The 12,124-nt window shown below is 32.3% G+C and carries 12 protein-coding genes, 3 pseudogenes and 1 other annotated feature; of the genes and pseudogenes, 2 read left to right on the forward strand and 13 right to left on the reverse strand.

Annotated elements, in window-relative coordinates:
• Nucleotides 1–124 precede the first annotated feature (124 nt).
• From FD18_RS10225 to FD18_RS07180, 6 genes and pseudogenes are all read right to left on the reverse strand, one after another.
• Nucleotides 125–397, reverse strand: a pseudogene (locus tag FD18_RS10225) (cupin domain-containing protein); the annotation flags it as partial.
• Nucleotides 398–501: 104 nt separating this feature from the next.
• A complete protein-coding gene (locus tag FD18_RS07160) occupies nt 502–1,221 on the reverse strand; it encodes a Fic family protein (protein ID WP_057719250.1) in 720 nt (239 codons plus the stop codon).
• A gap of 46 nt (nt 1,222–1,267) precedes the next feature.
• Nucleotides 1,268–1,663 (reverse strand): DUF3021 domain-containing protein, encoded by a 396-nt coding sequence (locus FD18_RS07165; RefSeq protein WP_057719251.1) that lies wholly within the window; start codon nt 1,661–1,663, stop codon nt 1,268–1,270.
• Between the two features lies 1 nt (nt 1,664).
• Complete coding sequence (locus FD18_RS07170; protein ID WP_057719252.1) at nt 1,665–2,117, reverse strand: LytTR family DNA-binding domain-containing protein; 453 nt, start codon at nt 2,115–2,117, stop codon at nt 1,665–1,667.
• A gap of 3 nt (nt 2,118–2,120) precedes the next feature.
• Nucleotides 2,121–2,975 carry an ABC transporter permease gene (locus FD18_RS07175; RefSeq protein WP_057719253.1) on the reverse strand — a complete coding sequence of 285 codons (855 nt, stop codon included), beginning with the start codon at nt 2,973–2,975 and terminating at the stop codon, nt 2,121–2,123.
• Entirely contained in the window at nt 2,975–3,826 is an 852-nt protein-coding gene (locus tag FD18_RS07180) for an ABC transporter ATP-binding protein (protein ID WP_057719254.1), read from the reverse strand. The genes FD18_RS07175 and FD18_RS07180 overlap by 1 nt, the downstream gene beginning before the upstream one ends.
• Nucleotides 3,827–4,034: 208 nt before the next feature.
• Between FD18_RS07180 and tpx the strand changes: the two genes are divergently transcribed.
• The gene (gene tpx / locus FD18_RS07185) at nt 4,035–4,529 is read left to right on the forward strand and encodes a thiol peroxidase (RefSeq protein WP_057719255.1); all 495 of its coding nucleotides are present in this window, start codon (nt 4,035–4,037) and stop codon (nt 4,527–4,529) included.
• Between the two features lie 138 nt (nt 4,530–4,667).
• Nucleotides 4,668–5,000 (forward strand): putative quinol monooxygenase, encoded by a 333-nt coding sequence (locus FD18_RS07190; protein WP_057719256.1) that lies wholly within the window; start codon nt 4,668–4,670, stop codon nt 4,998–5,000.
• 67 nt (nt 5,001–5,067) lie between these two features.
• Here the strand turns inward: FD18_RS07190 and FD18_RS07195 are convergent, their stop codons facing one another.
• From FD18_RS07195 to FD18_RS07225, 7 genes and pseudogenes are all read right to left on the reverse strand, one after another.
• Nucleotides 5,068–5,517: a hypothetical protein gene (locus FD18_RS07195; protein WP_057719257.1), complete on the reverse strand. Its 450-nt coding sequence runs from the start codon at nt 5,515–5,517 to the stop codon at nt 5,068–5,070.
• Between the two features lie 228 nt (nt 5,518–5,745).
• Nucleotides 5,746–6,501, reverse strand: coding sequence for a Fic family protein (locus FD18_RS07200; protein ID WP_235499906.1), 756 nt, complete (start codon nt 6,499–6,501; stop codon nt 5,746–5,748).
• A 105-nt stretch (nt 6,502–6,606) separates the two neighbouring features.
• Nucleotides 6,607–7,794, reverse strand: coding sequence for an amidohydrolase (locus FD18_RS07205; RefSeq protein WP_057719259.1), 1,188 nt, complete (start codon nt 7,792–7,794; stop codon nt 6,607–6,609).
• Between the two features lie 811 nt (nt 7,795–8,605).
• Nucleotides 8,606–8,821 (reverse strand): annotated as a pseudogene (locus FD18_RS10445) (hypothetical protein); the annotation flags it as partial.
• A gap of 20 nt (nt 8,822–8,841) precedes the next feature.
• A pseudogene (gene sufC / locus FD18_RS07215) lies at nt 8,842–9,636 on the reverse strand (Fe-S cluster assembly ATPase SufC).
• A gap of 210 nt (nt 9,637–9,846) precedes the next feature.
• On the reverse strand, nt 9,847–11,223 hold the full coding sequence (brnQ, locus tag FD18_RS07220) for a branched-chain amino acid transport system II carrier protein (protein WP_057719261.1): 1,377 nt from the start codon (nt 11,221–11,223) through the stop codon (nt 9,847–9,849).
• A 60-nt stretch (nt 11,224–11,283) separates the two neighbouring features.
• Nucleotides 11,284–11,529 (reverse strand) — a binding site (T-box leader).
• Nucleotides 11,530–11,587: 58 nt separating this feature from the next.
• Nucleotides 11,588–11,971 carry a Fic family protein gene (locus FD18_RS07225; RefSeq protein WP_094496902.1) on the reverse strand — a complete coding sequence of 128 codons (384 nt, stop codon included), beginning with the start codon at nt 11,969–11,971 and terminating at the stop codon, nt 11,588–11,590.
• Nucleotides 11,972–12,124 lie beyond the last annotated feature (153 nt).

Here is a 12,124-nt window from a genome sequence, read left to right on the forward strand (position 1 = left end):
TAATTAAAATAAAAAAATTCTCTTAAAGAAGACAAAACTATATTTATCTAACTTCAGGAGGATTTTTTCTGTTTAATTATAATTTATATACTGGATTTTCTGGTTAATATCAGTCTAATTTATCCTATTCTTCATCAGAAACAGGTTCAAGCCATGTGTTCTTACTATCACCTACCCTCACAGCAACATGAGCAAACCATGAATCTTTAGTAGCTCCATGCCAATACTTAGTATTAGGATTTGCAATTACTACATCGCCTAGAAGCATCTTTTGTGCAGCCTTTCCCTCTTCTAAGGCCTTGAGATACCTTATACCCTTAAAGAATTTGGCAAAAGCTTTATTTGAATCACCAAAATCAAAAACACTATTTTTTACTTCTTCTTCATTTTTGACATGTTATTATTTCATTTCTAACTTTGCTTTTATTTTAGAGTAGAAATGATGTCATGCAAAATATTTATTTGTAATATTGTATTATACGTTAAAGGCATGAATGCAGATTATTCATAATCTTCTGGATTAATAGTTGGCCTAGGTAAGCCAGGATCAAATGAAAACTCAATTCCCTGAATTCCGTTTTCATAAGTCCAATCTTTTAACTTATCCATTTTTCCAGTTAAGTAAAATTCACTAATTAATTCATTCCACTTATCCCATTTATTTAATGGCACATTAATTAATCCAGCGCCATTGTCAATCATTAACTTATTAGCTGCTAAAGTAGCAGTTCTCTTATTTCCATCCCAAAAAAGTTGATTTCTCATATTGTGATACATCAAAGTCATAGCTTTATCAGTAGTAGAAGTATCTTTTTGCATCAGTTCATTAAAGTACTTCTTTTCTTGTTCAAAATTAATTTCTGATGGCTGCCATTCTCCATTATCATTTCCTAATTCTACTGTTACATTTCCAGTACGAAAACTACCAGGATCTAATGAATCATAGCGTGCTACTAGCAAATTAATATTTTGCTCAATATTTAAAGACAAAGGCTTATCTTCCCTAATTACATATTGCCAGCCACGTTTTAATTGAACAATCACGTTAGTATCGTCAATTGAAACTCCTGCTGCACTCATACCGTCAATAATAGTTTGAGTCTGTGGTAATGTAGTATTTAAGCCTTCAAAACGTGAAGTAGTAAAAACTAATCTTACTAAATTTTTCTTTGCAAAACGTCGATTTTGTTCTTGAGTTAAATGAAATTTATCAGGATACATTGCTACGCCACTTTCTATCAGCTATTATTTAATAATATTTTATCACTCAACCATTACGCTTCTTAATTTGGCGATTAATCCGGCGAATGTCTTTTTCTTGAATTAATCTAATTATTAGCCAAATAATCGCATATGTAATAACAAAAATAAGTAAAGTTTGCCAGTTAATTAACCAATGATTTAAAAGCATCATTATTGAAAACAATACAAAAGTTCCTATCAGATGTAAAATCAATGCCCAGAAATATGATAAAGTTGTTTCAAATAAGAAACTCAATTCTCCAATTAATCCGCTACATACAAATACTATGAATACACTGTTTAAGGGGACTCTTAGATCCCCGATATTTTCATAAGTTACTCCCAAAATTACTAAATAGATAATTGCACCAAATCCCATGCCTGTCACAAAATAATCTAAAGCTTTTTGCCATGTTTTCATCTTATAATCCCAACTTCTTTTCTAACTTAGGTAAGTATCTTCTTGAAACATCTGTCTTCTGTTTACAAGCTAGCTTTGCAATCATATTACCAGTAAAACCCGCTTCAAGCGATTCAAGATAATTCAAATTAATAATTCCATGCTTTGATACTTGAACAAAATCGTTATTTAGCTTTTCTAAAACCTGATACAAACGACCATTAGTCTTAATTACAGCATTAGTCGTATAAAAACTTAATTCTGTCTTTTCAACTTCTACTTTGATAATCTCTTCTATCTTAATAGTTAAAATTCGATCTTCAGTTTTTACAGGTAAAAGTGAATCTACTTTTTTATCAAAGTTTTTGATATATGCTAAAAGATTATTCACCTTAGACGTTTGACTTGCAGAAACCACTTTAACCTCAATTTGATCATCTTCTAAATTAGGATTCAGCTGAAATTCAACATCCACGTATTATTTCTTCTTTCTATTAAGCAAAAGTGCCAAGATTGATCCAACAATTGCTAAGATAACAATCATCCCTAAAATCACTAAAGCATTATCAAAATTATTTAGTTGATAAGATCCAAATTTAAAATGAATTCCTAAATATTCAATTAATTGATCTCGCATTCTAGCTGGCACATCTTGCTGACTTAATTTATTCAAAAGCAAGCTTCTAAAACTTGCTGCCTCATAACTACTTGGAAATAATTTTACTATATTTTGAGCAGTTTTTGATAAAGTTCCATATGGCATATAAGTTGCCACCATAAATCCTGCTGCTGCACCAACCACAGCTGATAAACGGCTAAAAGTAGTCGAAGAATTAATAAACATTACAATGATCAAATTTAATAATGTTGCGCTAAGTGCTCCCAAAAGCATGAATCCTAAACAAGGTAAATATGCACTATGCACTACATCTGCTTTATCAACTACTGAAAAATATACTGCCATAACAGCAAATGTAATGATTTGCATTAAAAAGCTAACAATAGTAGCTGATACAACATAGGCCATACTTTCACTAACCGGCGTTAAGGCAGTAAGTTTCATATCATCAATTGCATGACTTTCTTTATCTCTCACCATTTGACCTAGTGCTTGAAAAGACGTGGTAATGCCTGCAATTGATACAATTCCACCTAGCATCCAAAGATCTAACAACTGTTTTGCATGATGAACATTTTGCCAGGAGCTAACAAGATTTTGCTGTAAAAACCCAATATAAATTACAAATGAAATCAATGCTCCAAAGCATGACATAATTACTCCCGGTTTATTAGCAAAGTAAATTTTAGTATTTCTTTTAATTAAAGCAAACATTATTGTAGCTCCTTTCCAGCAATATTAATAAAGGCGTCATCAATTGAACCTTGTCGATATTCAAAAGACTTTATCTTAGCTTGATTTTGATGAAGAAGCATAATCGCTTCATCTTTATCAAGTCCATTAAGTTCAATGTGCTTATCTTTGGCAATAACAGTATAAGCAGTCGTTAACTGTTGATTTTCATTTAGCTTTATTACTAATTTGCTTGGAGCATATTTATTCTTAATTTCATGAGCTGATCCATTAGCTAACACTTGTCCATTTTCTAAAATATACATTTGATCTGCATTTTCGGCTTCTTCTAAATAGTGCGTTGTTAGAAAAATCGTTAATCCCTGCTCTTTTTGAAGTTTCTGTAGGAGATTCCAGATTACAATTCTAGTCTGTAAATCCAACCCAGTAGTTGGTTCATCCAAAAACAAAATATTAGGACGATCAATTAAAGCTCGTGCAATATCTACTCTTCTCTTTTGACCGCCTGAAAGAGTGCCATACTTTTGATTAAGGAATTTTCGAATTCCAATTAAATCAATTAATTGCTCAAGCCAATTTTTAGAAATATCATGATACATCTGTGCTCTCAAATTTAGATTATCTTTTACGCTTAAGACATCATCAAGAACACTATTTTGAAAAACAACGCCAATTTTCAAATCCTTAGCATAAGTTATCGTGCCACTGGTTGGTTTTAACAAGCCAGTTAAAATATTAATCGTCGTTGATTTTCCTGCTCCGTTAGTTCCCAGATAAGCCACTAATTGACCACGATCAACTTTCAAATCAACTTTATTCAAAGCCAATTTCTTACCATATTTCTTAGCTAAATTATAAGTTTCAATTAACATAAAAAGTCTTCCTTTCTGAATTCACTATTAGAATATAGAAAGAAAGACTTAAATAATTCATTATTTAAATGAGTGGTTAAATTTAAAATACAAGATGCATAAATTTAAAATCAAAATTTTTTTAAAATCAATATCAGTAAGCATAATATTTAAGTTAATACAGTTAATTTGCTATATTTGAATTAACTATTAAAGAAAGTGTGATCTTATGAAAGTTACTTTTAAAGGTAAAGAAGTCAAATTAATCGGCATCCCACCTGAAGTTGGCGATAGTATGCCAAACTTTACAGTTTTAAATAAAGATAAGCATAAAGTTACTAAAGATAATTTATTAGGTAAAGTTAGTTTAATCAGTGTTGTACCGGATATCAACACACCTGTCTGCAGCATTCAAACTAAAACTTTTAACCAAACAATGGATCAATTTCCAAATGTTAATTTTTTAACTATTTCAACTAATACTATCCAAGATCAACAAAATTGGTGTGCAGCTGAAGATGTTAAAAATATGCAATTGATGTCGGATAAAAATTTGTCATTTGGTAAGGCCACTGGATTATTGATTCCAGAATCTGGCATTCTTGCTCGCTCGGTTTGGGTCCTTGATCCGAATGGTAAAATCTTATACCGTGAATTAGTTGATGAAATTACACATGAACCTAATTATGATGCAGTATTAAATGAATTAAAACAATTACATTAAGATTAACAAAATTAGTTTATAAAAGAAGTGCTTATCAGATTTTTTCAAATCTTAACGATAAGCACTTCTTTTTTTCTTTATTAAATTTTAATATAAAAGTGCTAAGGAACTACGATGGATGATTAAGGAGGATTAAATATGTCATTAACGGTTAATCTTTACTATACCGGTAAAAATGGAAGTGCACGGAAATTTGCTGAAGAAATGGAAAGTAGTGGTGTAGCTGATCGTATTCGAAAAGAACCAAGAAATGAAAAATATGAGTACTTTATACCATTAGATGATCCTGAAACTATTCTTCTAATTGATAGCTGGAAAAACCAAGAATCTCTTGATGCTCACCACGCTTCACCAATAATGCAAGAATTAGCCGATCTACGTAATAAGTATGATCTTCATATGCGTGTAGAGCGTTACATTTCTGATAAAAATGGTGTTCCAAGTAGTGATCAAAAATTTATTAGAAAATAATAGAGTTTTAACTATATTCAAAGACTAACAAAAAGGCGTATGCCTAACATCTAAAAAAGATATTGGCTTACGCTTTTTTCTCTATATAAACCTCTAAAAATGTACTATTGCTGAACTTTCTATTAATAGCGTAGGAACTAGAATCAGATTTTAGGACGATCATTAAAGCGTTAGATTCACCGTAGTTAGCATCTTCCCAAGGCATATAAATATTTTTAGTTTTTCCAGATTTAAAAATCAAATCTACATCAACTAAATCATGGAATTTAGAAATCCGGTCAGCTAAATTATATTCTTCCGAAGTTTCAATGGTATTTACTCTATCCCAGTCAGCAATCATAGTAAACCCATCACATTCAAGGCCTGTTTTAAGGACATCACTATCTTCTTCATGGTCCCAGCGATGGCTGAAGTTAGTATATACATTTTTAAAATTAAAATAAGGAATATACTCAATTGGAATTTGCTCAGACTCACAATTTTCAAAATTAAATTGAATTGCTTTTATCTTTTCCATACTATGCTTCCATCCTCTCAAACTTTACTGAATTGCCACTTTATTATACAAAATTATTTAACAATTTTAACTAATTAACAAGGATGAAAAACATTCTAAGCTAAATAGTGAATTAGTTATCCGACGGGATAGTTGATTCACTATTTTTTATTCTAGTCGTAGGATGGAAATAGTAGTAAAACAATATGTCATGAGGCACTTCATAGATTGAGTCTTCACCTTTTATTTTTACTTAAAATCATCTAACCTAGTTTGTTTTGCTGCAATCTTTCTTTCCTTTTCAATTCTAGTTAGCAATTGAATACGATCATTCAACTCAAACTCTTCATAATCAGCAACTAGATTTAAAAATTCATCATTTTGTTTCTTAACTTGTGCTACCCGTAATGCTTTCATATAAGCAGTACGACTATCCTTATCTGGTTGAATATTAATAATCAAATAGCCATGCTTGACTAATTCAAAATTCATTAACAGTCTTGCAATTCTGCCATTGCCATCTCTAAAAGGATGAATGGTCACAAATTTCAAATGAAGTAAGGCAGCTATTTTAACGGGATGTTCTTTATCTTCTATAGAGTGATACCATTCAAGAAGTTCATGCATCTTATTCGGTACTTCAGCCGTTTTTGCATAATGCACTTCAGGCACTCCATTGGACCATACTTCAATTTGTCTGTACTGCCCTGCTGCTTGTCGTTTAGTAGGATCATCAAAATATGTAACCAAACGATTAATATCTCGAATTGCAATTTCATCCAGAGGTAATTTACCAGTAGCTAATTCTTGAACGTAATCGTATGCACGACTCAAATCTATAGCAGCCAAATGATCAGCTAATGGTTTACCATGAACGGTTAATCCAGTTTCTAACAATGCAGCAGTTTCATATTTAGTTAAAGAACTGCCTTCTATAGCGTTAGAAGACCACACATGATCAAATTTCTTTTCCTTTTCAATTGATTTGATCTCGTCTTTAGTCAAAGGTCTGAGATGAAATACTCTGAATTTCGTTATAACAAAAATTGATACAAAATTCATAGTTAATCGATTAACTATGATTCATACCGTTTTGGAGGTTTTTATTATTTAGGCAAAATAATGACAAATCACACTTGCTGCAGATTTTGCACAAATAATTAGACAATCTTCATTCATCATGAACTTAGGACTGTGATGCGGATAAATTCCACCATCTTTAGGCTGGCAACCTACATAAAAGAAGCAAGCTGGCTTTTTTTGAGCAAAATAAGCAAAATCTTCTGAGGCATTTACTACACCGCTATCTTTAACGGCCCTTACTTCTGGAATATCGCTTTCCTTAATCCAAGTCTCTACTTCCTTAGTTAGGTCACGATTATTAATTAAAACAGGATAATTATCGTCATAATCAAGTTTTGACTTCACACCAAAAGTTACGTCAGTTCCTTTAACAATCTGCTCAATATTTTCTTTAATTACTTTACGAGTTTCTTTGCTCATTACTCGCACGTCACCTTTGAGTTTAACTTGACCTTTAATTGCGTTGTAACTACCTACTCCATCAAAGGAACCGATAGTTATACTTCCCACTTCAAATGGATTTAATCTTCTTGAGACAATTGTCTGTAATTGAGTAACAAAATACGAACCAGCTACAATTGCGTCATTGCTTAGTTGTGGCATTGAAGCATGTCCACCCTTACCAGTAAAAGTAAGATCAAAGTTTGCTCGTCCAGTTTGCGTTGGTCCTGCATGAAGCTGAACTGTTCCCGTAGGCATCGTGCTCATCACGTGAATACCACAAATATCATCAACGTCATCTAAGGCACCGTCTTTAATCATTGATAAAGCACCACCAGGTGCCACTTCTTCAGCCGGTTGATGAATTAAGCGAATACTACCATTAATTTTGTCTTTTAATTGAATTAGACATTTCCCTAAAACTAATAAATATGCAGTATGTCCATCATGCCCACAAGCATGCATTACACCAGGATTCTGTGATTTAAAGGGTAAATCATTATCCTCTTGTATCTGCAGTGCATCAAAATCAGCACGCCAGGCTAATTTTTTACCTGGTTTATCTACATTAATATCTACTACAATGCCATACCCGTCACCACAATCATGTACTTTACAATCTAAATCCCGATAGTAGTTCTTAATAAACTCTGCGGTGTGCTTTTCATGAAAAGATGGTTCGGGATGTTCATGTAGATACCGACGAATCTTAATCATTTCATCTTTATGTTCATCTAAAAGTTGCATTAATTCTGATTCAAAATTTGCATCCATAATAACCCTCCATTATGTGGCTTAACAATTAAATTATAATCTGAAGACCATTCGAAAGATAAAATTTGACACTGAAGAAGGCGTTATCTATTTATTCAAGTTAATAATCATATAAAATTATTGATTGTATCTAAAAAGCATCTCACCTTTTATTGGGATACTTTTATTATTTATTCTATTAGGTTCAAGCTCTTTTTCAGTCGCTAAACTTTTTAATTATTTAAGAAGCTTTTCCAATTCATAATTATTCTTCTCTAATTATATTTTGAATATTCATAGTAATACGTGCAAATACTTTATGGTCATTGAAATCATGCCCAACTTCAGAGAAATTGAATACTCTTTAATTTGTAGCCTTCACTGATAAAATAATCAAGAATAATAACCAGATAACTTTTTGGTACGTTAAATTTCACATTTTTATCACTTTTTTAAATAATCACGATACTCTTTTTCGATATTATTTTTTATTTCTTATAAGTTGATCCTCTTTACTTTTAACTAACGTCTTAAGTTCATTAAAATCACTTCTTAAATATTTTTATCTTCTTGTATCATTTACTACTGTCAGCAGTTCATAAATTTCATTAATATTTTTTATAGCCAAAATAATACTTGCATTTCAAAGAATTATTACTAGTTACCTCTATCCTCTAATGGAGAAATTTGGCCTTGATAGAACTTATTTAATCCTGCACGAACCTTCTTCCACTGAAGCATATTCATATCCTGATGAGTCTTACGAAACTTTGAACGAAAGTAACGCGTTAAGACCAGTTTGTTGACGATCAGCCTCATTAGGATCGTAATGTCGAATAACAAATCCCATTACTAAAAGCGCAGTACAACCCGCAACACCCAAGATTGTCATCAACATTCTTGTCTTATAGCGAAAAAGATTACGAGCAGTAACTTTGTAATTAAAGCTCATTCTGCTCCAAAGAGGCGTAATTCTTTCAAGTAGAATTCTGGAACCATTCTTTGGTGGTTTAAGTAGTAGCAACGCCGCTGGACGAGTCTTAAGTGTTGACCGTATATGAGCGCCTCCTAATTTTCATCAACTAGTTTAATATCTAAGCCAAGCTCATCTCGTAAGGCAGCACAACCTTCTTTTTCAAGCTTCTTAGCTAGATCAGGACCACCATCTTTTACAACACGTCCATCCATCATGATATGAACCACATCTGGAACAATATAATCAAGCAATCTTTGATAATGTGTAATCATCAGAACACCGAAATTGTCGCCTCGCATTGCATTAACTCCTCGTTAAACTATCTGCAAAGCATCAATATCAAGACCCGAATCAATTTCATCGAGTATACCAAAACTCGGTTTAATCATTAACATTTGTAAAATTTCATTTCGCTTCTTTTCCCCACCAGAACAGCCTTCGTTTAAGTAGCGTTCGGTCATCGTTTCATTCATGTCTAATAAATCAAGATTTTTATCTAGTTCTTTTAAAAAGTCCATAATCGAAATTAGATTGTTCTTTGGACGACGCGCATTAATTGCAGCACGTAAAAATTCCGCATTAGTTACACCAGGAACTTCTGCTGGATACTGCATAGCTAAAAACAGTCCTTTTCTAGCACGCTCATCAACTGGCATATTAATGATACTTTCATCATTTAATAAAATATCTCCTTCAGTAATGTGATAACGTGGATTTCTCATAATTGTTTCTGATAAAGTAGACTTTCCCGTTCCATTTGGTCCCATAATTGCATGAATTTCACCAGTTTTAAGAATAAGATTTACACCTTTTAAAATCTTTTATCTAGTCTTTTTACATTTATCTTCGACTTCAACATTTACATCTTTTATTTTCAAAGTAGCCATCTGAATCCTCACTTTTTATTCGTTGCTTTATATTTAGTGTTTTTACTTTTTGTAGGCACACAACATATAGATGATATAAACCTATTAGAAATATAATGTTAGGCTTGACTTTTACTAATCATTTTTAAGTCTTGTTATAAAGGCACTCAATCGTTATTTATTTTTTGCAAAGAAAAAACTCTGCCAAAATTAATTTAGCAGAGTTTTCTTTTAATCTTCCTCTAGTGTAGAAGCAACTTTCTTATTTTTAACAAAATGAACAACTAGTCCAATTGCTAAACCAACCAAAGCTGGTACAAGCCATGAAAGTCCCATATTAGCCAATGGTAAATGATTTCTTACAGAAGCCACTGCCAAACCAAATGAGCTTTGACTTACAACACTTGGAAATGCTACTACCATATCTCCTAATGCTGGAACAACTGTAAATACGATTACAAAGAAGTAAACAACGCCGTCTGTCTTAAACAATGGTGAGCAGACAGATAATAAAATTAACACCATTGATAAAGGATATAGGAACATTAGCATTGGGGTTGACCAAGCGATGATTGTATCTAAACCAAAGTTAGCAGCTGAAAATGATGCCAAGCAGCTAAGCGCTAACCAAGCATGGTAGCTAACTTGTGGGAAATGCTTGTGGAAGTCTTGAGCAAAAGCAGCAACCAAACCAACGGCTGTAGTCAAACAAGTAATAGTCAATAAGAAAGCAAGTAATGCTTGACCAAAGACACCACCATAAACATTAACAATTTGGTTAAATGCAACACCACCGTTATCAGAAACTTTGAAACGACCTAAGGACATTGCACCCATTAAGATTAACAATAAGTAGATAAATCCGATAGCTAAAACAGCTAAGAAACCAGACTTAGCAACAACTTTTGAAACACTTCTCGCATTCTTTTGTCCCATGCCACGTACTGCTGTAACAACAGTCACACCAAAGGCTAATCCTGCTAAAGCATCCATTGTATTATATCCTTCTAAGAACCCGTTAACTAAAGCACCATGCTTGTAAGCAGCAGTAACAGCAGCAGTTTGAGGGTTTCCTAAAGGACGAGCAAAAGCTACAACAAATACCAAAAATAATAGAGATAAAAATAGTGGATTTAATACTTTACCAACATTAGACAAAATATTATTTTGATGGTAAGAAAAGCCAAAAGCCGCTAAAAAGAACAAAGCAGAAAAAATTAATAAAGCAGGTCCTTGCATACTCTTAGGAACAAATGGCGCAATTCCTACTGTGAACGAAACAGTTGCTGTTCTTGGTGTACCAAATAAAGGACCAATTGTAGCATGGATTAAAACCATAAATACTACTGCGAAAGCTGCACCTAATGGTTTTCCGATATCATACACACCATCAGCATGTGTAATTGCAACAGCTAAAACTGATAATAAAGGCAGTAATACACCAGTGATTAAAAATCCAACAGCAGCTGTTCCCCAATTCGATCCAGCCAGTTGTCCCAAATGCAATGGGAAAATTAGGTTACCTGCCCCAAAGAATAAACCAAATAGCAAGGAAGCGACTACTAGATAATCCTTCCATGTTAATTTACGTGATGTATCTGTCATCATATTCTTTCCCTCCAAAAAATATCTCTGAATACAAAAAAATCCCTCAACTAAACTATTTAGTTGAGGGACGCTTCAGCGTGGTACCACCCTTTGTTTATATTGCTATCACTAGCAACACCTTTCACGTGCAGTCAATAACTTAACGATACGCAGGCACTATAATGGGTGCTCCCACTTCTTCTTACTTAAAATTAAGAATTAGAACTCGAAAGTGATTTTCATTTAATCTTAGAAATTATCTCCTCACACCTAACGAGACTCGCTGTAAACTAAAACTAAATTACTCTTCTTTCTCTTTGTTTTCAGATTAATTAAATTGTTATCAACTATTTTAATATAAACATCATAAATGTCAATATTTTTTTTATAAATTTATTTCTTTTCTTGCTTGTTCGATATTATGTTCGTTTAATTCAAGTATTTTTATATGATTCTTTACCGCTTTTTTCGCATATTCTCCAATTAAATTTTCAAAAATTTCAGGGTCATTCTCTCTTCTACTCTTTGCTAAAACATCCATGTATTTATTTCTAGATTTTTCGTCTGAAAACACGTTCACTGCTGGATACCCTGCTTCTATTAATGCTAAATTCATCAATAATCTAGCTGTCCTACAATTACCATCTCTGAATGGATGAATTGACACAAATTTAAAATATAAATCCGCAGCATATTTTACTGGATGGATTTTGTCTTTATTATTTGCCCAGTCAACCAAATCTCCCATTGCTGGTTTAATTTTTTGTATTCATAATTTTATCCTTAAATAATCTCTTTTATTTTTCAGAATATACCCTTATTATTAATCTTCATAATTAAAAAAAACGATTATTAATCTTCATAATTAAAAAAAACGCCATTTTTTAAATTATGGCGTTTTTTCATATTCTATTTTTATAAT

Origin of the sequence: Lactobacillus taiwanensis DSM 21401 (assembly GCF_001436695.1) — a bacterium.
GTDB lineage: Bacteria > Bacillota > Bacilli > Lactobacillales > Lactobacillaceae > Lactobacillus > Lactobacillus taiwanensis.

Bases quoted from the DNA above. Each gene is read 5' to 3' on its own strand.
- FD18_RS07160 (WP_057719250.1), bottom strand. From the start codon at position 1,221: ATGTATCCTGATAAATTTCATTTAACTCAAGAACAAAATCGACGTTTT.
- FD18_RS07165 (WP_057719251.1), bottom strand. From the start codon at position 1,663: ATGAAAACATGGCAAAAAGCTTTAGATTATTTTGTGACAGGCATGGGA.
- FD18_RS07175 (WP_057719253.1), bottom strand. From the start codon at position 2,975: ATGTTTGCTTTAATTAAAAGAAATACTAAAATTTACTTTGCTAATAAA.
- FD18_RS07180 (WP_057719254.1), bottom strand. From the start codon at position 3,826: ATGTTAATTGAAACTTATAATTTAGCTAAGAAATATGGTAAGAAATTG.
- tpx (WP_057719255.1), top strand. From the start codon at position 4,035: ATGAAAGTTACTTTTAAAGGTAAAGAAGTCAAATTAATCGGCATCCCA.
- FD18_RS07190 (WP_057719256.1), top strand. From the start codon at position 4,668: ATGTCATTAACGGTTAATCTTTACTATACCGGTAAAAATGGAAGTGCA.
- FD18_RS07195 (WP_057719257.1), bottom strand. From the start codon at position 5,517: ATGGAAAAGATAAAAGCAATTCAATTTAATTTTGAAAATTGTGAGTCT.
- FD18_RS07205 (WP_057719259.1), bottom strand. From the start codon at position 7,794: ATGGATGCAAATTTTGAATCAGAATTAATGCAACTTTTAGATGAACAT.
- brnQ (WP_057719261.1), bottom strand. From the start codon at position 11,223: ATGATGACAGATACATCACGTAAATTAACATGGAAGGATTATCTAGTA.